This is a genomic window from Actinosynnema sp. NPDC023794, from assembly GCF_040639675.1.
Lineage (GTDB): Bacteria > Actinomycetota > Actinomycetes > Mycobacteriales > Pseudonocardiaceae > Actinosynnema > Actinosynnema luteola.
The window spans coordinates 17,376-42,590 of sequence record NZ_JBFAFR010000047.1 but is presented as its reverse complement, the minus strand read 5'-3'; the positions used below and the strand labels follow the sequence as shown (position 1 = coordinate 42,590).

The following is a 25,215-nucleotide window of genomic DNA, read 5'->3' as shown; positions in this document are numbered from 1 at the left end:
GGATGTGGCCGCCGTCGGAGTCGGCCAGGCGGAACTGCTGGTTGGAGCTGTTGTTGTCGGCCCACTGCACGATGGCGCCGCCGTCCGCGGTGGAGAAGTTGTGGACGTCGAGCACCTTGCCGGACAGGCGTGACTTCACCCGGTAGTAGCCGCCGCCGGAGTCGACGAACTGCCACTGCTGCTGGTTGCCGTCATTGCGGGTCCACTGCGTGATGCGGGCGCCGTCGTTCGTGGCGAGGTTGTAGACGTCGAGCGCCTTGCCGCTGTTGCGGTTCACCAGCACGTACCACGCGTTGGTGTCCACGGTCGCCGCGGACGCGGTCGTCGCGCCGAACGCCGTCAGCAGGCTGCCGATCAGCACGGTGGCGACGGCGGCGGCGAGGCCGGCGATGCGCCGGCGCCTGCCGGCTCGCGAAACGGTGGTGGACGGTGGTTGGCCTGACCCGGCCATGGGCGTGCTCCTCTTCTTCGAGGTGGGGGATGACGGACGCGCGCACGGCGGGCGATCGCCCACCGTGCGCGACGAGTGGTGCCGGATCAACCGACGCGGACGAGTTGCCACTGCTGGTTCGCGCCGCCCCAGTCGGAGTACTGGACGACGTTGGCCCCGTCGGCGGTGGCGGCGCCCTGGACCTCCACGGCCTTGCCGCTGTTGCGGTTGACCAACCGGATGTAGCCGCTCGAGTCGACCGCGCGGAACTGTTGGTTGGCGCCGTTGCTGTCGGCCCACTGGACGATGTTGGCGCCGTCGGCGGTGGAGAAGTTGTGGACGTCGAGCACCTTGCCGGACAGGCGTGACTTCACCCGGTAGTAGCCGCCGCCGGAGTCGACGAACTGCCACTGCTGCTGGTTGCCGTCGTTGCGGGCCCATTGGGTGATGCGGGCGCCGTCGTTGATGGCGAGGTTGTAGACGTCGAGCGCCTTGCCGCTGTTGCGGTTCACCAGCACGTACCACGCGGTCGGGTCGACGATCCCGGGCTGGGGGTTGGAGCCCGCGTTGAGGGCGTTGAGCACGGCGGTGTAGGCCGGCTTCTTGTTGCCCGCGGCGTCGAACAGCAGCGGGTTCTGGCCGGTCCGCCACGAGTCGCTGTCGCGGATGCCCCAGACGGTGATCCCGGTGCAGCGGGCGACGGCGAGGCACGCGCGGGTGACGGCGCCGAACGCGTTGGCCTGGTTGGAGCCGGAGATGTCCAGCTCGGTGATCTGCACGTCCACACCGAGGTCGGCGAAGCGCTGGAGGTTGGCCTGGTAGTCCGACGGCGCCGAGTTGGTCAGGTGGGACTGGAAGCCGACGCAGTCGATCGGCACGCCGCGGGCCTTGAAGTCGCGCACCATGTTGTAGATGCCGGTGCTCTTGGCGTTGACGCCGTCGGTGTTGTAGTCGTTGTAGCAGAGCTTCGCGCCGGGATCGGCGGCCCGCGCGGCGCGGAACGAGGCCTCGATCCAGTCGTTGCCGGTGCGCTGGAGGTTCGAGTCGCGTCGCCCGCCGCTGCCGCCGTCGGCGAACGCCTCGTTCACCACGTCCCAGGAGTGGATCTTGCCCCGGTAGTAGGTCGCGACGCGGGTGACGTGGTTGAGCAGGGCCTGGCGCAGTGCCGAACCCTCCATGCGCTGCATCCAGCCCGGCTGCTGGGAGTGCCAGGCCAGGGTGTGGCCGCGCACCTTCATGCCGCGGCTGATGGCGTGGTTGACGATCCGGTCGCCGTTGGCGAACGTGAACTGGCCCTGGTTGGGCTCGGTCGCGTCCATCTTCATCTCGTTCTCGGCGGTGACCTGGTTGAACTCGCGGTTCAGGATGGTCGTGTACGCGCCGTCGCCGAGCTTGCCCGCCGCGACGGCGGTGCCGAAGTACCGGCCCTTCTCCGCCGCCGAGGCGCCCAGCGTCGTGCCGGCCAGGGCCAGGCCGTCGAACGCCGCCGTCATCATGGTGGCGACGAGTCCCGCGACGAGCAGCAACGCCGTTGTTCTCGACCGACGCGCGGGCGTGGGCCGAATGACCGCTCGTATCGAATGATTCATCACGTGTCCTCACGGATCAGCGCACCGCGGGTCATGTCGTCGCGGTGGCAGGGGCACTTGCCGACGCCCGCCCGATCTTTTGTTAGCGCTAACAACTACGCGGTTGAGCATGCCCCGCGCAAATGAGGTGGCATTGAAGTGCGGTCGTCGTCGCGATGAGCGCGCGTCGTGCCTCTCCGACTGTGAAGGATGGCACACGCCCGGTCAAGACGTTACGAAAATATTTCGTGCAGGTAGACCGTGGTGTCACGGTGGTGGTGGGCTCGTTGTGCGCGGATATCGGGCCCCTTGGGCGTCATGGTCAGGTCGAATGTCGTTCGACTGCCAATTCGGCCGACCTTGCTAAAGTTAGCGCAAACATTTTAGCTTGACGGAACGTAGCCCCGAATCGAGATGGCGGCGGCTGTGGCGAACGTCCGGAACGGCGTTGCGCAATGGGCTGAACGGAGCAACTCCCGGTGGCTAAAGTTAGCGCTCACAGTTTTAGCTTTGACGATGTCGTCGGGACGTAGTTACATGGGCAAGACAATCAAGGCCGCTCCGTTCCCGGCGCGATCCCGCCGCGCCGCGCGCCGCCGTGAGTGCGCTGTCCTGTGGAGTCGCAACGGTCAGCACGAGAAGTGGACCCGAGCCCGACGGTGGCGAACGTCGCGACGGATTCCGATGCCCTTCCGGAGGTTCTTGTGAAATCGACACCGTTCTCCTCGGCGCTGCTGCGGCGGGTGGGCGCGTTGCTCGCCGCGGTCCTGTGCGCCCTGGCCCTGGCGCCCGCGATGGCCAAGGCGGACAACCCCATCGTGCAGCACGTCTACACCGCCGACCCGGCGCCGCTGGTCCACAACGGACGCGTGTACCTCTACACGGGGCACGACGAGGACGGTTCGACCTGGTTCACGATGAAGGAGTGGCGGGTCTGGTCCTCCGACGACATGGTGAACTGGACCGATCACGGCTCACCGATGAACGTGGGCACCTTCTCCTGGGCGAGCAAGGACGCGTGGGCGGGGCAGGCGATCGCCCGCAACGGCAAGTTCTACTGGTACGTGCCCGTGGTCAACCGCGCCACCGGTCGGATGGCGATCGGCGTGGGCGTTGCCGACAGCCCGACCGGTCCGTTCCGCGACGCGATCGGGCGGCCACTGGTGGAGAACGGTGAGATCGACCCGTCGGTGTTCATCGACGACAACGGCCAGGCGTACCTGTACTGGGGCAACCCGAACCTGTGGTACGTGAGGCTCAATGCCGACATGACGTCGTTCTCCGGCGGCCCCACCCAGATCCCGCTCACCACGGCCGGTTTCGGCTCGCGCGCCGGCGACGCCAGCCGTCCCACCCTCTACGAGGAAGGGCCCTGGGTCTACAAGCGCAACGGTCTGTACTACAACGTGTTCGCGGCGAAGTGCTGCTCGGAGTTCATCGCCTACTCCACCGCGCCCAGCCCGACTGGACCGTGGACCTACCGCGGCACGGTCATGCCCACCCAGGGCAGCAGCTTCACCAACCACGCCGGGATCGTCGACTTCAAGGGCAGCTCCTACTTCTTCTACCACAACGGCGCGCTGCCGGGCGGTGGCGGTTTCACCCGGTCGGTGGCGGTGGAGCGGTTCACCTACAACGCCGACGGCACGATCCCGACCATCAACATGACCACGGGCGGGGCGCCGCAGGCGGGCACGCTCAACCCGTTCGTCCGCCAGGAGGCCGAGACGATCGCCTGGGGTTCGGGCATCGAGACCGAGCCGTCGTCCGAGGGCGGGATGAACGTGGGCTGGATCGAGAACGGCGACTACATCAAGGTGAAGGGTGCCGCGTTCGGCTCGGGCGCGAGGACGTTCAGCGCGCGGGTCGCGTCCGGCACCTCCGGCGGCACCGTCGAGGTCCGGCTGGACAGCCCGAGCGGTGCGGTGGTGGGGCGCTGCGGCGTCTCGGGCAGCGGCGGCTGGCAGAACTGGACCACGGTCTCGTGCCCGGTCAGCGGCGTGACCGGCACCCGCGACCTCTACCTCCGGTTCACCGGCGGCAGCGGCTACCTGTTCAACGTCAACTGGTGGCAGTTCGCCGCGTAGTCGGCGCGCGGTGGTCGCGGGCGGCCGGCAGGGACCCGTTCCCGCGACCACCGGGGCTCGCCGAACTCTTAGATAGTTCGCGTTCACAAAGTGTGTCGCGAAGAGTCCGCTGTGGGAGGTCTTCCTTCCGGGTTCCCGGGCAGGCGCAGGTGTTCTTGACGGCTCTTGTGACACAGCTTACTGTCGTGAGCGCTAACAATCGGAGTTGAGGCCGAAAGTTTCGGTAGCACGGTGCGGCAGGCACTCGACCCGATTCACGCGATCGCCGACCTGCGATGCCCCATCGCACGGTGGCGGTGCCGCCTGTTCTCGCACAACTTGGAGAAGCGCTGTGAAACTCCGCTTGCCCCTGCTCCGCGCCGCCGCGGCCCTGGCCCTCCTCACCGCCTGCACACCCGGCACGGGCGGTGGTGGGGGAGGGGACGGCAAGTCGTTCGAGTTCTGGTCGTTCTCCGCCATCAACCAGAAGTTGACCGTGGACGCGTACAAGGCGAAGCACCCGGACATCGACATCAAGCTGACCGAGGTGGGCAGCTCGACCGAGACCGCCCAGTCGCTGACCACGGCGCTGGCCGGCGGGAAGGTGCCGGACCTGGTGCTCATCCAGGGCGACAACCTGCCGCAGTTCGTGGACCAGCCGCAGAACTTCGTGGACCTGCGGACGTTGGGCGCCGACGACATCAAGGGCGACTACCTGGACTGGGTGTGGAAGCAGAGCGTCGCCAAGGACGGTGAGGTCCTGGGGGTCCCCACCGACGTGGGCGGCATGGCCGTGGCCTACCGGACCGACTTGTTCGCCGCCGCGGGTCTGCCGACCGACCGGGAGGCCGTGAGCGCGCTGTGGCCGACGTGGGACGCGTTCCTCGAGACCGGTAAGCGCTACAAGGAGGCCACCGGCAAGGCGTTCACCGACAACGCGGCGACCAGCGTGTTCTACCAGGCGGTCAACCAGGTCTCGGAGAAGTACTACAGCGCGGACCGCAAGCTGGTCTACAGCACCAACCCGCAGGTGAAGGCGGCGTTCGAGCTGGGCATCAAGGCGGCCACCTCCGGGATCACCGCCCGGCAGACCTCGTTCGAGGACGCGTGGAGCGCCGGCATGGGCCAGGGCGCGTACGCCGCGGTGTCCGCGCCGTCGTGGATGCTCAACAGCATCCGCACCACCGCCCCCGACACCAAGGGCAAGTGGGACATCGCCAGGATCCCCGGCGGCTCCGGCAACTGGGGCGGCAGCTACCTGGCCATCCCCAAGGGGGCGAAGAACCCCCAGGCCGCCTGGAACTACATCAAGGAGATGCAGTCGCCCGCGGGCCAGCTGGAGCACTTCAACCGCGTCGGCGCGCTGCCCTCCACGCCCTCGGTCTACCAGGACGCCAAGCTCACCGACGCGAAGGACCCGTTCTTCTCCGACGCGCCGACCGGCAAGATCTACACCGACTCGCTGCTGGGTCTCAAGCCGTTCTACATCGGTCCCGACAGCGCCGCGATCGGCCAGGAGTTCCTCGACGCCATCACCAACGTCGAGCAGGGCGGCGGCGACCCGGCCACCGCCTGGGACGACGCGGTGCGCAACATCAAGACCGCCATCGGCGAGTGACGACCGTGACCGCCACGCTCACGCCGGCGCCGTCGGCCGCACTGCCGCCCCCTGCCTCCCCGAGAGGCAGGGGGCGCGCGGAGCGCCTGTCGGCCTACGCCTACATCGCCCCGTTCTTCGTCCTCTTCGGGGTGTTCGGGCTGTTCCCCCTCCTCTTCACCTTCTACGTGGCGCTGTTCGACTGGAACCCCATCGGCGACCAGGTGTTCATCGGCACGGAGAACTTCACCCGCATGTTCGGCGACCCGCGGTTCTGGAACGCCGCGGGCAACACGGTGAGCATCTGGGCGCTGTCGACCGTCCCCCAGTTGTTGTTGGCCCTGGTGCTGGCCCACGTGCTCAACCACGCCCGGCTGCGCATGGCGCTGTTCTTCCGGATGTCGGTGATGGTGCCCTACATCACCTCGGTGGCGGCCACCGCGGTCGTCTTCGCGCAGCTGTTCGACCGCGACTACGGGCTGCTCAACTGGTTGATCGGGTTGGTCGGGATCGATCCGATCGACTTCGCCCAGTCCACTTGGGGCAGCCACGTCCTCATCGCCACGATGGTGACCTGGCGGTGGTTCGGCTACACCACGCTGCTCTACCTCGCTTCGCTGCAATCGGTGCCGCGGGCGGTGTTCGAGGCCGCGGCCATCGACGGCGCGGGGCCGTGGCAGCGGTTCCGGCACATCACCATCCCCTCGCTGCGACCGGTGATCATCTTCACCGTGGTGACGTCCACCATCGGCGGCTTGCAGATCTTCACCGAGCCGCTGTTGACCGGCACCGGCCTGACCTGCGGCTCGGTGCGCCAGTGCCAGACGTTGACGTTGTTCCTGTACGAACAGGGTTTCGGGCAGTTCGAGTTCGGCTACGGCTCGGCGATCGGGGTCGCCCTGTTCGTCATGGTCGTCGTGATCGCCGCGGTCAACTACGTGCTGTCCACCCGGATCAAGGCGGACCGATGACGAGCACCGCGACGCGCCGCCGGCGCCCCGGCCGGGTCCGCTGGTGGACCTACTTCATGTTGTCCGCGGCCACGGTCGTGTGCCTGTTCCCGCTGTACTGGATGTTCATCGTCGCCACCACCGACACCGCGACCGCGACGAAGATGCCGCCCGAGGTCGTGCCCGGCGGCAACTTCTTCCACCTCATGGGCCTGGTCCTGGACACGGTGCCGTTCGTGCAGTCGCTGTTCAACAGCCTCGCGGTGGCCACCGCGATCGGCGTCGGTCAGGCGGTGCTGTGCTCGCTGGCCGGGTTCGCCTTCGCGAAGCTGCAGTTCCCCGGTCGCAACACCCTGTTCGTGATCGTCGTGCTCACCATGACGGTGCCCACGCAGCTCTCGGTCATCCCGCAGTACATGATCATGTCGCAGCTCGGCTGGGTCGACACCCTCCAGGCGCTGATCGTGCCCGGACTGGCCAGCGCCTTCGGCATCTTCTGGATGCGCCAGCACATCTCGGCCACGATCAGCGACGAGCTGATGCAGGCGGCCCGCATCGACGGCGCGAGCACCGGGCAGGTGTTCTGGCGCATCGCGTTCCCGATCGTGCGCCCCGCCGCGTTCGTGCTCGGCCTGTTCGGGTTCGTCACCGCGTGGAACGACTTCCTGTGGCCGTTCATCGTGCTCAAGTCACCCGAGCGCTACACCGCCCAGATCGCCATCAAGGCGCTCCAGAACAGCCGCAACATCGACCTCGGCCTGGCGATGTCCGGCTCCTTCCTCGCCACGATCCCGTTGGTCGTGCTGTTCATCGTGGTCGGACGCCGCATGGTCGCCGGCATCCTCGAAGGCGCCTTCAAGGGCTGAAGCCCTCGCACAACGCTGAAGCCCAAGCACAACAAGGAAAACCATGACCTCACCGAAGTCCGAGGCGTCGTTCTACGACAACCCCGTGATACCCGGGTTCCACCCGGACCCCAGCGTGTGCCGGGTCGGCGACGACTACTACCTGGTGTGCTCGAGCTTCGAGTACTTCCCGGGCGTGCCGCTCTTCCACAGCCGCGACCTGGTGAACTGGCGGCAGATCGGCAACGTCCTGGACCGCCCGTCGCAGCTACCCCTGCCGGCCGACGCGATGGCGTCCGACGGCATCTACGCGCCCACGATCCGGCACCACGACGGCCGGTTCTGGATGATCACCACGAACGTCTCGCACGGCGGCAACTTCGTCGTCACCGCCGAGCGACCCGAAGGCCCGTGGTCGGACCCGGTGTGGCTCGACCTGCCCGGCATCGACCCCGACCTGGCGTGGGACTCGGACGGCAACTGCTGGTGCTCCTTCGCCGGCGCCCACGGGCCCACGTTCAACGGCGTGCAGGTCGCCCGCGTCGACCCTGCGGCGGGGAAGGTGCTGGAGGGACCGTTCCCCGCCTGGGCCGGGACCGGGTTGCAGTGGCCGGAAGCGCCCCACCTGTACCGCGTCGGGGAGTGGTGGTACCTGATGATCGCCGAGGGCGGCACCGAGCGCGGCCACACCGTGGCCATGGCACGCGCCCGCTCACCGCGCGGCCCGTGGGAGGCGGCGCCGCTCAACCCGATCCTGTCGCACCGCAGCACGAGCCAACCCGTCCAGAGCACGGGCCACGCCGACCTCGTCACCACCCCGAGCGGCGAGTGGTGGATGGTGCTGCTGGCCACCCGCCCGGTCGGGTACAGCCCCAAGTTCCACGTCCTGGGCCGGGAAACCTTCCTCACCCCGGTCCGGTGGGAGGACGGCTGGCCCCGTGTCGGCCCCGTCAACCTGAGGGAACAGGCGCCGGCCGGCGCGCAACCGCCGGAGGCGGCGCCGGGCCGGGACGACTTCGACGCCCCCGGGCTCGAACCCCGGTGGATCTCGCCGCGGTCGCGCCCGGACGGCTCGTGGTCCCTGACCGAGCGGCGGGGGTGGCTCGCGCTGCACGCCACCGGCTCGACGCTGGACCGACCGGGCTGCACGTTCATCGGCCGGCGTCAGCAGCACGTCGAGAGCCGGACCGCCGTCCTCCTGGATCCCGCCGCCGGTCGCGCCGGCCTCTCGGTGCGCGTGGACGAGGGCCACCACTACGACCTGGAGGTGGCCGACGGGCAGGCCGCGGTCATCGCCCGCATCGGACCCCTGCGCCAGGGCGTGGCCACCCGACCCGTGCCGCCGGGCCCGCTGACCCTCGTGATCACCACGCGCTCGGCCCGCCGGTGGCCGGAGGGTGAGCACGAGCCGTCGGGCCTGCACGTCGCCGCGCCGGACTACATCGCCTTCCACGTCGGCGAGGATCCGGAGCCGCTGGCCGAGCTGGACGGCAGGTACCTGTCCACGGAGGTCGCCACCGGCTTCACGGGCCGGGTGATCGGCATGTACGTCACCGAGGGCACCGCCTGGTTCGACTGGTTCGACCACGGTCCTCTCGACGCCGCACGGCCCTGACCGCTCCCCGGACGTCCCGGTTGCCGGCGACGTGGCCGGGACGACGGGGTGTGGCGGTTCCGGTGATCACCGGCCTGCCGTGCCCGGTTCGGCGACGGGCTGCCACGCGCCGTGCAGGCCGTCGAGCATGTCCGCGACGGTGTGGGCCTGCACGTCGGTGGGCGGGTCGGTGGTGAACCGGCTCACGACGGCCCGCACGTGGCCCTGGGCGGGTCCGGCGAGGCCGTCGTAGACGGCGGTGAACAGGTTCCGGGCGGGTTCGCGCAACCAGCCCGGCGGCAGCAGTTCGAGGGGCAGGCGCGGATCGAGGATGGGCAGGCGGCGGTAGGTGTCCATGACCTCGGTGCGGGCGCGGACCGCTCCGATCCCGGTGATCCGGGAGGCGCGGATGTCGGGCAGCAGCGGACGCCAGCGCCGGATGAAGGCGTCGTAGTGGCGGGCGATGGCGGTGGTGTCCCAGGCGTCGAGCGGGTTGCGGCCCGTGGTGTCGCCGAGTTCGACGTGGCGGGCGCGGAAGACCGTCATGGTGATCGAGGCGAGCTCGGCCAGCTGCGTCCTGGCCTTGTCGGTGAGGTCGTGCGGCGAGATCCAGAGGCCGTCGTAGAGGGGCGCGCAGCCGAACCAGCGCAGCCGGCTGCGGAGCTCGCGCCGTTGCGCCACCTCCTCCTGCGGCAGCGAGAAGGCGATCAACGTCCACCGGTGGTCCCAGGGCTCGGCGGCGGCGGCCGCGGCGACGATGGACCGGCCTCCGGCGGCCAGGTCGAGCGCGGCGGTCGCGGTGAGCCGGTAGGAGCTGTTGCGGCCCTGCTTGCTGCCTTCGAGGACACCCCGACGGGCGAGCCTGCTGATGGTGGTGCGGGCTCCGGCGTGGCTGACACCCGCCTCGGCGAGCAGCGCCACGATCGCGGCCGACGGCAGCCAGGCGCCGGTCCGCAGGGTGTAGTCGGCCAGCAGGGTCACGGTGAGGCCCTGCGGTGAGTTGCCGGACTGCCGCCGGGGAAGCCGGACCCCGTCGTCCGGGAAGATCTCCTCGATGTCGTACGGGTTGGTCACGGCGGCTCCGGCGGTGGCTCGAACAGGTCGTCGCCGCCGACCCTAATCGGGTGCGATCCCGCCGCACGGCCACGCCGACCGGTCGAGACAGTCGATTGACAGTTTATCGTCCGGGCGGCACTCTAAGTGTCACACGATGGACGGCGTCCGATCAGCCGAGTCCGTGCGCTCGGTCGCACCGGCTGGTCACCCGCCGGACACGTCCACGCGTGGATCTCCCTCCGCCGCACCGCGGGTCGCACCCGGCCCGCTGTCAGCCCCTTTCCGGCCGTGCGCGAACCAAAGGAGTCAAGCGCATGAAGGTCAAACCGAGTCTCCTGCTCGCCGCGGCGACGTCACTGGTCGTGGCCGGTCTCGTCTCCGTCGCGTCCACCCCCGCGTCCGCCGCGTCGTTGACCGAGGTCACCAACTTCGGCGCCAACCCCGGCGGGATGCGGATGCACGTCTACGTGCCCGATTCCCGCCCGGCCAACCCCGGGATCGTCGTCGCCATGCACGGCTGCGGCGGCTCGGGCCCCGGCTTCTACTCGGGCAGCGAGTTCGCCTCGCTGGCCGACCGGCACGGGTTCGTCGTCATCTACCCGAGCGCCGAGCAGCAGGCCGGGTTCGGCAAGTGCTTCGACACCTGGTCCGACGCGGCCAAGCGCCGCGGCGGCGGCAGCGACCCGGTGTCGATCGTGTCCATGGTGAGCTACGTCCAGCAGCGCTACGGCGGCGACCCGAACCGGGTCTACGCCACCGGCTCGTCGTCCGGCGGCATGATGACCAACCAGATGCTCGCCCTGTACCCGGACGTCTTCAAGGCCGGCGCCGCGTTCATGGGTGTGCCCTTCAACTGCTTCGCCAACGCCGCCGACTTCCCGCCCGGCAGCAGCAAGTGCACGGGCGGCGGGGGAGCGAACCGCACCCCGCAGCAGTGGGGCGACGCGGTGCGCCAGGCGTACCCCGGCTACACCGGCGTCCGGCCGCGCGTCCAGCTGTGGCACGGCACCAACGACACCCTCGTGCCGTACTCGCTGCTCCAGGAGTCCATCGAGCAGTGGACCAACGTGTTCGGCCTGAGCCAGACGCCGACGTCCACCGACACCCCGCAGACCAACTGGAACCGCCGCCGCTACAACGACACCTCCGGCACCACCCAGGTCGAGGCGTACAGCATCCAGGGGGCCGGGCACAGCCTGCCCGCAGGCGGCATGGCCGCCCAGGCCGTCGCGTTCTTCGGCCTGGACCGCCCCGGCGGCCCGACCAGCACGACCACGAGCACGAGCACCAGCACGACGACCACCACGAGCACGACCACGACGACCACCACGCCGGTCACGGGCGACTGCCGCGTCACCAGCACGGTCAACGCCTGGAACACCGGCCTCACGGAGAGCATCACCATCACCAACACCGGCTCCACCGCGATCAACGGGTGGTCGTTGGTCTTCACCCTGCCGAGCGGGCAGACCATCACCTCCGGCTGGAGCGCCACCTACTCGCCCACGTCCGGGCAGGTGACCGCGCGCAACGTGGCCTACAACCCCGTGATCGCGCCCAACGCCTCGATCGGCATCGGCTTCCAGGCGACCCACAACGGCAACACCGCCAAACCGACCTCCTTCACCCTCAACGGCACGCCGTGCGCGACGTCATGAGCGACAGCGGATCCCAACCCGACAACAGGGAGCGTCGTGTGATGACGAGGCGAAGGTCGATCATGGGTTCGGTCGCGGCGGCGACGCTGCTCGTCGTGGCCTCCGTCGGCACGGTGCTGAGCGGCGACCTCGGTGAGCGCGCTTCCGCCGCGACCGTCGGCGCCGCGGCGGCGACCGCGGGCTGCGGGAAGGCGCCGGCCCTCCGCAGCGGAACGATCACGATCCAGAGCAGCGGCAAGTCCCGCAGCTACATCCTGCGGGTACCGGACAACTACGACGTGAACCGCCCCTACCGGGTGGTCTTCGGCTTCCACTGGCTGAACGGCTCGGCCACCGACGTCGCCACCGGCCGGACCGTGCAGACGGACGTCTGGGCCTACTACGGGCTTCAACGGCTGGCTGACAACAGCACCATCTTCGTCGCGCCCCAAGGCCTGAACAACGGGTGGGCGAACTCCGGCGGCGAGGACATCACGCTCGTCGACGACATCAACCGGCAACTCGACGCCGGCCTCTGCGTCGACACCACGCAGCGCTTCGCCCTGGGCTTCAGCTACGGCGCGGCCATGAGCTACGCCGTCGCCTGCGCCCGGCCGGACGTGTTCCGGGCGGTCGCGGTCTACGCCGTCGGCCAGCTCAGCGGGTGCAGCGGCGGCACCCAGCCCATCGCCTACTTCGCGGCGCACGGCCTGCGGGACAGCGTCCTGGGCATCGCGGGCGGCCGGTCGATGCGCGACCGCTTCGTCCGCAACAACGGGTGCGCCGCGCAGAGCCCGCGTGAACCGTCGCAGGGCAGCCTGACCCACGTGACCACGACCTACACGGGGTGCCGCGAGGGCTACCCGGTGGTGTGGGCGGCGTTCGACGAGGGGCACATCGCCGCCCCGCAGGACGGCGCCCCCGGCGACAGCGGCTCCCGGACGTGGCTGCCGGCCGAGACGTGGCGGTTCTTCACCCAGTTCCAGAGCGGTCCGACGACGACCACCACCACGACCACCACGACCACCACGACCACGACCACGACCACGACCGGTCAGCCGGAACCCGGCACCTGCCGCGTCACCAACACCACCAACGCCTGGAACACCGGCCTGACCGCCGACCTCACCATCACCAACACCGGGACCACCGCGGTGAGCGGCTGGACCCTGACCTTCACCCTCGCACCGGGCCAGACGATCACCTCGGGCTGGAACGCCACCTACTCGCCCACGTCCGGGCAGGTGTCCGCGCGCAACGTCTCGTACAACGCCACCATCGCACCCGGCGCGTCGGTGGCCATCGGCTTCCAGGCCACCCACACCGGCAACACCGGCAAACCCGCCGCCTACACCCTCGGCAACGCCACCTGCACGATCGCCTGACCACGATCGCCTGACCACGGCCGTCGGGGCGCGACCCGCCCACCGGCCGGCACACGAGGCGGCCCGGGATCCCCGGGCCGCCTCGTTCATGCGGTCACGCGGTCAGCGACACGTGCGCGCCTCGTACGGCGCGGTGAGCCCGACCGACACCTCCTGCCCGTCCACGGTGGCGGTCGCCGTGACCGTCGCCGCACCCGCGTCCACGCTCGACTGCCGCGAGTTGAACGGGTGGAACCGGGTCTTGCCCGGCTCGACGTCGTCGAACGACTTGGCGCCGTGCGGCGTTTCGACCACGACGTCGACCGGCACGGACTCGTTGTTGGTCACGTGCACGGTGAGCTTGACGTTCGGGCCGGCGCACCGGGTGTCCGCACGGGTCGCGACCTTCAACGACGGCTTGGCGAACCGCCAGCTGTCGACCTCGACCAGGTCCTTGCCGTCGGGTCCGACGAACGTGAAGTACACGTCGTGCGCGCCCGAGACGCCGTCGAGCTCGGTCCCGACCTCGGTCCACTCGCCGACCGGCGCGTCGACCGGGATGGTGGCGACGACCGGTCCGGTGCGGTCGTCCAGGCGGACCTGGACGCTCGTGCCCGCCGTGAGCGGCTTGACGCGCGCCGACACACCGGTGGCCCCGGCGCCGAAGTCCGCCGACGACAGCGACGTCCAGTCACCGTTGTCGACGTCGTGCAGGGCCAGGTTCGGCACGTCGGCGGGCGCGGTGAGCCGCTTGGTGGTCAGTCCCTGCTGCCAGGCGATGGTCTCCGCCTCGATCACCCGGTAGGGGTCGAGGTGGCGGATCTGCTCGACGCCGTCGAAGGTGCCGAGGACCTCCTTCACGGTGCCGTCGGGGTTGAACTCCAGCTTCGCGATGTGCGGGCTGCGGAACCCCTGCGTCGCGCCGCCGGTGATGCGCCGGTTCAGCGTCTGCGCGTGGTAGGTGAAGTAGTGCTGACCGTCGAGCTCGAAGACCGACTGGTGGTTGTTGCCACCGGCGCCGAAGTAGACGCCGGGGTTCTTGAAGATGACGCCCGCGTAGGTCTCCGGGGTCCACGGGCCCATCGGGCTGTCGGCCATGAGGTAGGCGATGGCGCCGGTCGGCGGGCCGTTCGGGTCGATCGGGCCGCCGAACCCGAAGTTGGACGAGTACGAGTAGTAGTACTTGCCCTCGCGCTTGAAGACGTGACCGGCTTCGAACATCAGCGGCGCGTCGATGGTCTCGGCCGAGCCCTCGGTGCTGATCATGTCGTCGCCGAGCTTGATCACGCGCGTGGACTTGGGGTGGTTGGTGTTCTCGGCGGAGTTGGAGCCGTCGTTGCCGCCGCCACCGAAGTAGAGGTAGGCCTGACCGTCGTCGTCGACGAACGCGCCCGGGTCGAACAGCCAGTTGCGGCCGTCCGAGGCGCCGGGGGTCTGGCTGGTGATGAGCAGGCTGCCGCGCTCGTCGCGCCAGGGGCCCAGCGGAGAGTCGCCGACCAGGACGCCGGTCGCGGCGCCGTTGTTGGCGAAGTACAGGAAGAACTGCTCCTTGCCGTCGACGACGCGGCTCTCGACGGCGGGCGCCCAGGACTGCGAGGCGTACTTGGCGAGACCGCTCGGCCCGGCCACCGGGATCTCGCCGTGGTCGGTCCAGTTGACCAGGTCGTCGGAGGAGATGACGGTGATCGTGTTGATGCCGCCGTAGGTGTTGGTCGGCGAGGTCCCGTCAGGGCCCGGGTTGTACACCTGGGTGTCGTTGGTCATGTACACGTAGACCCGACCGTCGTGCACGAACGCGTTGCCGTCCGCGCCGAACTTGTGCGAGATCAGCGGGTTGCCCTCGCCGGGGTTCTTGCCGAGGACCTCGATGGTGGTCGACGGGACGAACTCGCGCAGGACGACGTCGTCCACCTTGAAGTCCATCAGGTGGGTCGCGGGCGCGGCGCCGGGGTCGGCGACCCACGGCGTCTCGACGAAGACGCGGGGTGTGGTGACGGCTTGGCCCGCGGGGATCGTGAACGTGCCCTGCAGCAGGCCCCACTGCCCGCGCGGCACCGTGCCGGTGCCCAGGTTGGTGTAGGTCGAGCCGCCGTAGTGCATGGTCACGAAGAACTGCTTGGTCGCCGGACTGGCCGGGTTCTCGTACTTCACGCGGGCGGTGACCGTGTAGGTCTTCCCGGCCACGACCTTGCCGGCCAGGTCCTGCGCCGGTCCCGAACCGGTCGTCTTCCGGTTGGTCACCTGCACCGCGCCCGAGCCCGAGTGGGCGTCGGCGGTCGTGGACAGCACGGCGCCGTCGGTGGCGTTGCCGCTGTTGACGGTCCAGCCGGTGAGGCCGTCCTCGAAGCCGGGGTTGGTGATGAGGTTCGGCTCGGCGGCGGTCGCCGCCGGGGTGGCCGCGAGACCGGCGGCGAACAGGGCGCCGACGGCGGCGAGGACGACTGCTCTTCGCCGTCCCGACCGCTGCGGACGTTGTCGATCCACGAGATTCTCCTTGTGCTGTGTACCGCGGGTTACTTGCAGGCGTGCGCGTCGTGCGGTGCTTCGAGCACGACCGAACGCGGCTCCCCGTCGACCGCCGCCGACGCGGTGACCGATGCCGATCCCGCCGGCACGCTCGACTGCCGGGTCGTGAACGGGTGGGAGCGGGTCTTGCCGGGCGGGACGTCGTCGAACGACTTCGTGCCGTGCGGCGTCTCGACCGAGACGTCCACCGGGACCGCCTCGTGGTTGGTGAACTCGACGGTGAGCACGACGTGGGGACCGGCGCACCGGGTCCGGGCGGACACCTCCACCGCCACGGGGAACCGTGCCACCCCGAGCCGGGCCAGCTCCAGGCTCAACGCCCGCTCCGGCGCGTCGACCTGGTTCTGCGTCCCGAACGTGGACGCCCGCGCGGCTCGGGCCTTGCGCAGCGCGTCGCGCATGGCCGACCACGCCGCCGCGGGGTAGTGGTGCTCGTCCAGGGTGGACGCGTGCGCGATCGCCGCGTCCAGGTCGCCGGTGTCGAGCGGCTTGCCCTGCGCGGTCAGGGTGTCGCTGAGCAGGAAGTGGTCGAAGTCGACGCTCCCGCCGGCCCGCTTCGTCGCGTAGTCGAACAGGCCCCACCGGTGGCCCATGAAGTGGGCCAGGCTGCCGTCCAGCGTCTGCGGCCCGACGCGACCGCCCAGCTTGTGCCAGGCGCGCCCGTCCAGGCTGTAGTAGAACGTCGTCCAGCCCTGACCGGTCGGCGCGTCGAACTCCACGTCGCCCTTGAGGTGGACCTCGGTGGCGTCGTCGAGCGGCACCTCCGTGCCGGGCACGAAGCTCTCCGCCGTCGACTGGTCGAACGTGACCGGGAAGGGCTGGACCCGGTTGACCACCCCGAGCGTGTTCCGCCCGTCGACGCGCTTCACCGCGACGTAGGAGAAGCCGCGGTTGTACATCGCCAGGCCCGCGACGTCGCCGTCCTCCATCCCGGAGAAGTCGAGCTTGGTCTCCGCCGACCCCCTCGGGCCGAACGTCCGCTGCGAGAGCGTGTTGCGCGCCTCCTCGAACCACGTCAGCTCGGCCCGGTTCGACAGCTTGGTGTAGACGTAGTCGCCGGTGACGACCTTGCCGGTGGTGAGCCGCAACCAGCCCTCGCGGTCGGTGAGGGACCAGTGCCGGTTGTCCGGGGCGTGGTTCCACTCCCAGTGCAGGCCGAGCCGGGAGCCGTTGGGCCTGATCTCGTCCTCGGACGGGTGCTCGGTGGTCACCGGCTGCCCCACGACCGAGACGTCGTCGAGCAGGTACTCGACGCTGGACGAGGGCGGCTGCGGGTCGGCCCACGGCGTCTCGACCGCGAACTTCACCTTGTCGGTCGAGGCGGCGCCCGGCACGGTGAACCGGCCCGAGACCGTCGTCCACCGACCTGCCGGGACGTCCCCGGACGCCATCACCTGCACACCCGCGCCCCAGTCGGCGACGAGGTTGAACCGCACGGTCGCCGGGCCGGCGGCGTACTTGACCTTCGCCGACACCGCGTACGTCACGCCGCGCTGCAACACGCCGTCCAGCGACTGGTTCGGCCCCGAGCCGTTCACGGTCCGGTTGGCCACCTTCAGGGCGGTGGACCCGTCGGCCGGCTCCAGGCTGAGCTGTGCGCCGAACTGGGCCGCCCACGGCGACACGGCGCCGGACTCGAAGCCGGGGTTGCGCACCAGTTCCACGCCGATGAGCGAGTCGTCGACGACGGGCGGGGACGGGATGGTCCACCGCTCGTCCATGTACGCCTTGTGCGGCGCGTCGTTGGCGAAGTCGTCCGAGGCGACGAGGCTCTTCTGCCGTTCCAGGGTCTCCTGCGCCGGGCTCAGCCGGATCGGCTTGTCGAACACCCCGTTCACCGGCACCACCCCGGCGTCGCCGAAGGTGGGCCAGCCGTCCTGCCACGTGGCCGGGATGAGCGCCGGGATGCGGCCGACCGGGAACGAGTCGCGGAAGAACATGCCGTACCAGTCGGTCCGGCCGCCGTCACGCGCGATCGGCACGAGGCTGCCCTGCGCGAAGCCGTTCGAGTTCAACGCGCCGCGCGCCTGGTACGGGTTGCTGCCGTCGGCCGTCGCGTAACGCCCGAGCAGCTCCGGCGAGCGGAAGAGGACCACCTGGCGTCCCTGGCCCGCCGGCCAGGTGATGATCACGATGTAGTAGTTCCCGTCGATGTACTGCACCTGGGCGCCCTCGAACAGCCCACCGAGGAACGGTGATCCCGGGTAGTCCGACGGACGCAGGATGTTCGGGTACTCCGCCACCACCCGGGTCAGGCTGCTGTCCAGCTTGACCGCGCTGGTCGAACCCGACCCGTAGAAGATGTAGGGCGTGCCGCCGTCGCGCTCGTCGAAGTAGAGCGACGGGTCGTGGAACGCGCGCCCCAGCGGCAACCGCGTCCACGCGCCGTCCTCGATGTCGTCGGTGCGGTAGATGTAGGAGCCGCCGAGGTTGTTGGTGTTGAAGGCGACGTAGAACTTCCCGCGGTGGTAGCGCAGCGACGACGCCCACTGGCCCTGGCCGTAGGAGTTCCGGCCGTTGCGCAGCGAGAACGAGTCGCCGATGTCCGCCCGGTCGAAGACGTAGTTGACGATCTCCCAGTTGACGAGGTCGTAGGACTTCATGACCGGCGCGCCCGGGCTCAGGTGCATCGTCGTGCTGATCATGTAGTAGAGGTCGCGACCCTCGTCGTTCTCCGCCGCCGGGACGCGCTCCACGCTCACGTCCGGCACGTCGGAGTTCACCAAGGGGACGGAATAGGTCCCGTCGCCCTTGTCCGTCGACGTGTACGACGACTTGGGCGTCCACTCGTCCGCCGCCCGGGCGCGCGGGCCGACCGAGGCGAGGGCGGCGCCGATCAGGGCGGCCACCGCGACCGCCGTGGCGACGATCCGCACGCCGCGGTTCGGTCGCCGGGTGCGTGGACGAGCGTGGACGGTCACGGGCATGGACGACTCCAGACGCGGTTGTGGTGGAGAACGTGGGACGGAGGCCGGGGCGTGGCGACAACGGCGCCCGGTCCGGTGGTCTTTTACCGCGAACGTCACTCGGAAAGTGGCATGACGTTCCTTCGAGAGAGGGCGACGGAAATGTGACCGCTAACATCGATGTCCGAGACTGCCTGGCTTCGGTGTGCTGGCAGTGGCAACACCGTGCTGCGGGATAGTGTTAGCGATAACACAAATGGGTGTCAAGACTGTTACCGGCAACCGGCGCGCACGAAACAGTTGCGGACGGGTTGTCGGCGCTCCGCAGCTCGGCGGCGGTCGGAGCTAAAATCAGACCCGAATATTTAGCATTCCCGCGCGTTGACCGGTCGGCTGAAATATGGCTACATTGACTTGCTGATCATCGTCGATCGGCCGCGATGTCGACTGCTCGGCACAATCCCGATGAGCGTGGTCGCTTCGGCGTGCCCGTCCCGACCACCGACCCGTGCACGGCGTGCCGCGGCGGTCAGCGGCTGCCCGTGGTCGGTCCTGCGGTACCCGCCGTCGATCGACCTCGTGGCCGGTTCCGCGCAGATGGGACATTAGTGGGGAACAGGACATCCAGTGCACCCGCCATGGCCGACGTCGCCCGGCTCGCCGGGGTTTCGCACCAAACGGTGTCGCGGGTGCTCAACGGGCACCCGTACGTCCAGGAGCAGACGCGCTTGCGGGTCCAGGCGGCGATCGAGGAGTTGGGCTACCGCCCGAACCGCGCCGCCCGCGCACTGGTGACGGGCCGCTCGCAGCTGATCGGGGTGGTGGCTCAGAACACGACCCTGTGCGGGCCCGTCTCGTTGCTGGCGGCGTTCGAGCAGGTGGCGGTGGAAGCCGGGTTCGTGGTGACCTCGCACCGGGTGAACGTGCTGGACCGCGAGTCGATCACGACGGCCCTGGAGCGGCACCGGGACCAGCGCGTGGCGGGGATCGTCGTCATCGCGCCGACCGCGTCGGCCCACGACGCGGTGGACACCGTGTCCGCCGGCGTGCCGCTGGTGATGGTCGACGGCGATGCCGAGCGCTCGACCCCGCTGGTGACCGTGGACCAGGCGGCGGGCGCGTTCGCCGCCACGTCCCACCTGTTGCGGGCGGGCCACCGCACGGTGTGGCACGTCTCGGGCCCACCGGACTGGTTCGACAGCGCCGGCCGGATCGAGGGCTGGCAATCGGCGCTGGAGGCCGTGGCGGCCGAGGTGCCGCCGATCATGTCCGCCGACTGGAGCGCCGCTTCCGGGTACCGGGCGGGCCAGGTGTTGGCGCGGATGCCCGAGGTCACGGCGATCTTCGCGGCCAACGACCACCTGGCGCTCGGCATCCTCCGGGCGATGAGCGAGCGCGGCAGGCGGGTTCCCCACGACGTGAGCGTGGTCGGCTTCGACGACGTGCCCGAGGCGGCGTACTTCATCCCACCGCTGACCACGATCCGGCCGGACTTCGCCGCGGTCGCCCGTGACGCGCTGGACCTGCTGATCAACCAGATCGAGGGGAGACCGGTCGACGAGATCCGGCGCACCTCCACCCCGACGCTCGTGCCGAGGGACAGCGTCCGACCGCCGTCGACCTAGCGTCCGTCGACCGCGGTGCTCGCGGTGTCAGCGGGTCTCGTCGCCGGCGGTCACCGATGGGCCGTCCGGTTCGAGGGCTCGTCTGACGGCGTCCTCGGCCGCGACGCCGGGGTTCAGCGCGCGCACGAGCGCGAGGAGGATCCTGTCGCGGACGCCGGGCGGCGGCGGTTGTTCCGCGGTGCGCAGGATGACGGTGTTGACGCCCAGCCTGTCCATCGCCAGCCGGGTCTCCAACTGCTCGTCCACCTTCGCGGCCAGGTCGTCGTCGAAGAAGTACGCGGGTGCGGCGCCGAACGCCTCGGCCGGCCCGAGGACGTGCTTGAGCCGGGGGTTGTCACTGGTGCCTGCCGGCAGCGCGCGGAGGTAGTTGGCCGAGATCGAGCCGTGGTGGCCGGCGCAGATCCTGGCCGCGACCTCCTCCGGCGAGAACGGGCCGCGGTCGGCCGGGTGCACGGCGTCGAACAGGTGTTCCACCGCGCCACGCCGCCACCCCGGCCGTTCACCCTCGTGCAGCCGCGTGCGACCGCCGACGAAGCACGCCGGGTGCACGCCGAGCGCGGTGGCCAGGCCCTCGATCGTGCGGCACGTGGGGTTGTCCTTGTCGCCGCGGCGCAACTGCGAGATGTAGGTGTGGGTGATCTCGCCGCCGTCGAGGCGGATGCGATCGGCCAGCTCCACGTTCGTGTAGCGCGGCCGGTCGCCGGGACGCGGGCACAGCTCGTCGAGGATGTCGGCGAATGGTCGCCGCCCGCCCGCGGTCATGGTCACCCCTCGTGCGCACGACTGCTCAAGCAAGCACTTCCACTGCGAGTGGCACGGTCGAGCCACTCCCCAACACCAGTTGATCCCAGGTCCGGCGCCCCAGTAGCCTGGCCTCGGCGGTTCCACTGCTGTTGGGGGCGCGGGGCTTCGCGGTCCTCTGAGTGGGACGAAGGCCGGCTGCGCGGTGCGGCGAGATCCCGGTGACCACGCCGGTCGTCGCCAGGCCCTGCGGTGGTGCCGCCGCCTCCGCCACGGCGGCACGCGCTGAGGGGTGCGCGGGGCCGAGGGATCTCGTGGCCGGGCGGGTCCTGCGCCGGCGCGGCGCGCGAACACCTGCGGAAAACCCGCCGATCACGTGTCGGTTCCGACTCCTCGGATACCCCGGTGGCACGGGGATCACGCCGAGAGCCGGAGGTGGGCGATGACCAGCCCGGACGTCCTGAAGAGCCCGGAGAGCGCAGTCGGCCGCGGTGCGGTGGTCGTCGGGTTCGACGGCTCGGAGCGGTCGCGGCGGGCCGCGCACTGGGCGGCGCGCGAGGCGGCGAGCCGCGGGACGCGCCTGGTCGTCGTGAACGTCATCCGCGGGCCGTTCCCCGAGGTGGTGGTCACGCCCGTGTCCATGCCGATGCCCCAGCTCGTCGGCGAGAAGGCGGTCCGCGCGTACACCAGGGACCACCTCGCCGAACTCGCCGCGGAGTGCGAGAGCGTCGCGCCGGGGGTGGAGGTGGACACCCGCGCGTTCGACGGGCACCCGGCCGCCGTGCTGGCCGAGGCCGGTCGGGAGGCGGCGGTGCTCGTCGTCGGCTCGTCCGGCGCGACCGGGCTGGCCAGGGTGTTCGCGGGTTCGGTCACGGCGGACCTGGCGCACCACTTCGCCGGGCCGCTCGTGGTGGTCCGCGACGCCGGCGACGGGACCGGCGACGGGACCGGCGACGGGACCGGCGACGGCCGCGTGGTGGTCGGTGTGGACGGTTCGGAGCCCAGCGACCGCGCGATCGACTTCGCGGTGGACCACGTGTCGCGGCACGGGGGATCCCTGGTCGGCGTGCACGCCACCACCGGGCTGCCGGTGGACGCGATGGCGCCGGGCGGCGCCTGGAGCCAGGGACTCGGGCTCGGCTTGGACGTCGAGCAGCTCAAGGCGTCCGCGGACACCCTGATCGCGAGGTCGCTCGAGGCCCCGCTCGCCCGCCACCCCGAGGTGCGGGCCGACCGGGTGGTCTCGCTGGCGCGGCCCGCCCAGGCGCTGGTCGACGAGGCCGAGGGCGCGGCGCTGCTGGTCGTGGGCAGTCACGGGCACGGCGCGGTGCGGCGCGCGCTGCTCGGCTCGGTCAGCCACGCGATGCTCCACCACGCGCCCTGCCCGCTGGCCGTGGTGCGGGGCGCCGGGTCCGAGCACTGACGGACCGCGGCACGTCGCGGATGGTAGGAAGACCTCGTGAGCAACTTGGATGACGGTGCCGGGCTGCGGCTCGCGCAGGACGAGGTCGTGTCGCTGACCAGCGAGTTGATCAGAATCGACACGACCAACACGGGGGATCCGGACACGGTCGTCGGGGAGCGCGCGGCGGCCGAGTGGGTCGCGGAGAAGCTGGGCGAGGTCGGCTACGAGACCACTTACGTCGAATCGGGGGCCAAGGGCCGCGGCAACGTGATCGCCCGCCTGGCCGGCGCCGACCCGTCCCGAGGCGCGCTGCTCGTGCACGGTCACCTGGACGTGGTGCCCGCCGACGCCTCCGAGTGGTCGGTGCACCCGTTCTCCGGCGCGGTCCAGGACGGGTACGTGTGGGGCCGCGGCGCGGTCGACATGAAGGACATGGTCGCGATGACGCTCGCCGTCGCGCGGCGGTTCAAGCGGGACGGCGTGGTGCCGCCGCGCGACATCGTGTTCGCGTTCGTGGCCGACGAGGAAGCCGGTGGCCTGTTCGGCGCGAAGTGGCTGGTGGACAACCGGCCGGAGCTGTTCGAGGGCGTGACCGAGGCGATCAGCGAAGTCGGCGGGTTCTCCATCACGCTCAAGGACGACGTCCGGGCCTACCTGGTGGAGACCGCCGAGAAGGGCATCCGCTGGCTCAAGCTGCGCGTGCGCGGGACCGCCGGGCACGGCTCGATGATCCACAACGACAACGCGGTGGCCAAGCTGGCGGCGGCGGTCACGAAGCTGGGCAACCACCGGTTCCCGGTGATCCTCACGCCGTCCGTGCGCGAGTTCCTGGCCGGGGTGTCGGAGATCACCGGGCTGGAGTTCCCGGAGGACGACCTCGAGGGCTCGGTCGGCAAGCTGGGCGCGTTGTCGCGGATGATCGGGGCGACGCTGCGCGACACGGCCAACCCGACCATGCTGTCCGCCGGGTACAAGGCGAACGTGATCCCCTCGTTCGCCGAGGCCACTGTGGACTGCCGCATCCTGCCGGGCCGCGAGGAGGCGTTCGACCGCGAGCTGGCCGAGCTGCTCGGCCCCGACGTGGAGCGCGAGTGGCTCGGGCTGCCGCCGGTGGAGACGACGTTCGACGGCGCGCTGGTCGACGCGATGACGGCGTCGATCACCGCCGAGGACCCTGGCGCCAGGGTGCTGCCGTACATGCTGTCGGGCGGCACGGACGCCAAGTCGTTCCAGGAGCTGGGCATCCGCAACTTCGGCTTCGCCCCGCTGAAACTGCCCGCCGACCTGGACTTCTCCGGCCTGTTCCACGGCGTCGACGAGCGCGTGCCGGTCGACGCCCTGCGGTTCGGCGTCCGAGTCCTGGACCGCTTCCTGCGCAACTCGTGAGGTGACGGGCGCCGTCCGGCGGCGCCCGTCGACCTCGTCGTCCGCGGAGACCGCGACCGCCGACCTGGCCGAGCTGATCCTCCAGCCAGGCGCCCGTCGCGGTGCGAGGCCGGTCCGCCGCAGGGGATTGACGGCGGCCGGCGGGTGTTGCATGGTCTGAACCAGCAGACTGTGAGAGCGCTCTCTCGCTGACTTGCCTCGGGTGCTCGGCCGACCTGCACCGGCCGCGCGCCTCCCTGCGGACAAGGAGGACTGCGTGAGGATGACAACGTTGACGAAGATCGGGGTGGCCGCCGCGCTGGTGGTGAGCGGGCTGGTGGTCGCGCCGACCGCCCAGGCCGCGCCGGAACCGCTGTCGCCGGGACTGGTGTCCGCGATGCGGACCGCGTTCGGGCTGACCGAGCAGCAGGTCCGGACCAGGCTCGACCTGGAGGCGAAGGCCGCCCGGCGGGCGCCCTCCGCGCGCACCGCGGCCGGGTCGTCCTTCGGCGGCAGCTGGTTCGACCAGGACAAGGGCGTGCTCGTGGTCGGCGTGACCGACCCGGCGGCGGCCGAACGGGTCCGGGCGACCGGCGCCGAGGCACAGCTGGTCGGCCGGACCGCGGCCGAGCTGGACCGGGTCAAGGACCGCGTGGACGCGCTGTCGGCGTCCGGCGCGGTGCCGTCGGCCGTGACCAGCTGGCACCCGGACCCGCGCAGCGGCGCGGTGGTGGTCGACGTCCAGCCCGGCGTGCAGACCGCGGAGGTCGAGCGGTTCCTGGCCGAGGCGCGCGAGCTCGGCCCCATCGAGGTGAACACCGAGGGCGTCACCGCGCCCGTGCCGTTCGCGGCCGGGACCGTCGGCGGCGACCCGTACTACACCGGCAACGTCCGCTGCTCCATCGGCTTCTCGGTGCACGGCGGGTACGTCACGGCCGGCCACTGCGGCGGCACGGGCGCGCAGGTGTACGGCTGGGATCGGTCCTGGCAGGGCCAGTTCGCCGGCTCCTCCTTCCCCGGCAACGACTACGCGTGGGTCCGCACCGGCGGCGGCTGGTGGAACGTGCCCGTGGTGCTCGGCTGGGGCACGGTGCCCGACGCCCTGGTGCGCGGCTCGTGGGAGGCTCCGATCGGCACGTCGGTCTGCCGTTCGGGCTCCACGACCCGCTGGCACTGCGGCGTGATCCAGTCCCGCAACGAGACCATCCACTACGCGCAGGGTGACGTGCACCAGATGGCGGGCACCAGCGTGTGCGCCGAGGGTGGCGACTCCGGCGGCTCGTTCATCACCGGCGACCAGGCGCAGGGCGTCACGTCCGGCGGCTACGGCAACTGCTCGTCCGGTGGTCGGACCTGGTTCCAGCCGATCAACGAGATCCTCTCCGTCTACGGCTTGAGGTTGCTCACCGCCTGACCGCGTCCGCGGACCCGCCCGCCGTGCCGCGGGCGGGTCCGCGGCCGTCAGCCGAGCGGCGCGGTCCCGGTGAAGGGGGCGCCGGCGAACGCGGGCTCGGACGTGCGCGTGACAAGGCACGCCTGT

Annotated in this window: 17 protein-coding genes; 11 read left to right on the top strand and 6 right to left on the bottom strand. The window is 70.5% G+C overall.

The genetic code is table 11. The annotated features are described in order from the left end of the window. A partial coding sequence (locus AB0H12_RS42495) for an RICIN domain-containing protein (protein WP_499631583.1) occupies window positions 1-451 on the bottom strand: 451 nt, incomplete at its 3' end. Between the two features lie 86 nt (window positions 452-537). Beyond that, a complete protein-coding gene (locus tag AB0H12_RS42490; protein WP_499631589.1) occupies window positions 538-1,926 on the bottom strand; it encodes a glycoside hydrolase family 10 protein in 1,389 nt (462 codons plus the stop codon). Between the two features lie 776 nt (window positions 1,927-2,702). On the opposite strand from AB0H12_RS42490, the gene AB0H12_RS42485 reads away from it, so the two are divergent. From AB0H12_RS42485 to AB0H12_RS42465, 5 genes are all read left to right on the top strand, one after another. Beyond that, window positions 2,703-4,085 (top strand): glycoside hydrolase family 43 protein, encoded by a 1,383-nt coding sequence (locus AB0H12_RS42485; RefSeq protein ID WP_499631580.1) that lies wholly within the window; start codon window positions 2,703-2,705, stop codon window positions 4,083-4,085. 331 nt (window positions 4,086-4,416) lie between these two features. Then, window positions 4,417-5,682: an ABC transporter substrate-binding protein gene (locus AB0H12_RS42480; protein WP_499631577.1), complete on the top strand. Its 1,266-nt coding sequence runs from the start codon at window positions 4,417-4,419 to the stop codon at window positions 5,680-5,682. Next, complete coding sequence (locus tag AB0H12_RS42475) at window positions 5,679-6,632, top strand: carbohydrate ABC transporter permease (protein ID WP_499631574.1); 954 nt, start codon at window positions 5,679-5,681, stop codon at window positions 6,630-6,632. Before AB0H12_RS42480 ends, AB0H12_RS42475 begins: the two co-directional genes overlap by 4 nt. Next, entirely contained in the window at window positions 6,629-7,477 is an 849-nt protein-coding gene (locus tag AB0H12_RS42470) for a carbohydrate ABC transporter permease (protein ID WP_499631571.1), read from the top strand. Before AB0H12_RS42475 ends, AB0H12_RS42470 begins: the two co-directional genes overlap by 4 nt. Window positions 7,478-7,520: 43 nt before the next feature. Then, window positions 7,521-9,071, top strand: a complete 1,551-nt coding sequence (locus tag AB0H12_RS42465; protein ID WP_499631569.1) for a glycoside hydrolase family 43 protein — start codon at window positions 7,521-7,523, stop codon at window positions 9,069-9,071. 66 nt (window positions 9,072-9,137) lie between these two features. On the opposite strand, the gene AB0H12_RS42460 is transcribed toward AB0H12_RS42465, so the two are convergent. Further along, entirely contained in the window at window positions 9,138-10,124 is a 987-nt protein-coding gene (locus AB0H12_RS42460) for a PaaX family transcriptional regulator (RefSeq protein ID WP_499631566.1), read from the bottom strand. A gap of 296 nt (window positions 10,125-10,420) precedes the next feature. Here AB0H12_RS42460 and AB0H12_RS42455 point away from each other — a divergent pair, with 296 nt between their 5' ends. Then, window positions 10,421-11,764, top strand: coding sequence for an extracellular catalytic domain type 1 short-chain-length polyhydroxyalkanoate depolymerase (locus AB0H12_RS42455; RefSeq protein WP_499631563.1), 1,344 nt, complete (start codon window positions 10,421-10,423; stop codon window positions 11,762-11,764). Between the two features lie 41 nt (window positions 11,765-11,805). Next, window positions 11,806-13,128: a CE1 family esterase gene (locus AB0H12_RS42450; RefSeq protein WP_499631560.1), complete on the top strand. Its 1,323-nt coding sequence runs from the start codon at window positions 11,806-11,808 to the stop codon at window positions 13,126-13,128. Between the two features lie 102 nt (window positions 13,129-13,230). Here AB0H12_RS42450 and AB0H12_RS42445 read toward each other — a convergent pair whose 3' ends face one another. Beyond that, entirely contained in the window at window positions 13,231-15,591 is a 2,361-nt protein-coding gene (locus AB0H12_RS42445; RefSeq protein ID WP_499631557.1) for a family 43 glycosylhydrolase, read from the bottom strand. Between the two features lie 29 nt (window positions 15,592-15,620). Continuing rightward, complete coding sequence (locus AB0H12_RS42440; RefSeq protein ID WP_499631554.1) at window positions 15,621-18,560, bottom strand: beta-xylosidase family glycoside hydrolase; 2,940 nt, start codon at window positions 18,558-18,560, stop codon at window positions 15,621-15,623. Between the two features lie 617 nt (window positions 18,561-19,177). Here AB0H12_RS42440 and AB0H12_RS42435 point away from each other — a divergent pair. After that, window positions 19,178-20,164 (top strand): LacI family DNA-binding transcriptional regulator, encoded by a 987-nt coding sequence (locus AB0H12_RS42435; RefSeq protein ID WP_499631551.1) that lies wholly within the window; start codon window positions 19,178-19,180, stop codon window positions 20,162-20,164. Window positions 20,165-20,191: 27 nt separating this feature from the next. Here the strand turns inward: AB0H12_RS42435 and AB0H12_RS42430 are convergent, their stop codons facing one another. Further along, window positions 20,192-20,926: a hypothetical protein gene (locus tag AB0H12_RS42430; RefSeq protein WP_499631548.1), complete on the bottom strand. Its 735-nt coding sequence runs from the start codon at window positions 20,924-20,926 to the stop codon at window positions 20,192-20,194. 421 nt (window positions 20,927-21,347) lie between these two features. Between AB0H12_RS42430 and AB0H12_RS42425 the strand changes: the two genes are divergently transcribed. From AB0H12_RS42425 to AB0H12_RS42415, 3 genes are all read left to right on the top strand, one after another. Next, complete coding sequence (locus AB0H12_RS42425) at window positions 21,348-22,328, top strand: universal stress protein (RefSeq protein WP_499631545.1); 981 nt, start codon at window positions 21,348-21,350, stop codon at window positions 22,326-22,328. Window positions 22,329-22,373: 45 nt separating this feature from the next. After that, the gene (locus tag AB0H12_RS42420) at window positions 22,374-23,696 is read left to right on the top strand and encodes a M20/M25/M40 family metallo-hydrolase (protein ID WP_499631586.1); all 1,323 of its coding nucleotides are present in this window, start codon (window positions 22,374-22,376) and stop codon (window positions 23,694-23,696) included. Window positions 23,697-23,952: 256 nt separating this feature from the next. After that, window positions 23,953-25,089 (top strand): S1 family peptidase, encoded by a 1,137-nt coding sequence (locus tag AB0H12_RS42415; RefSeq protein WP_499631541.1) that lies wholly within the window; start codon window positions 23,953-23,955, stop codon window positions 25,087-25,089. Window positions 25,090-25,215 lie beyond the last annotated feature (126 nt).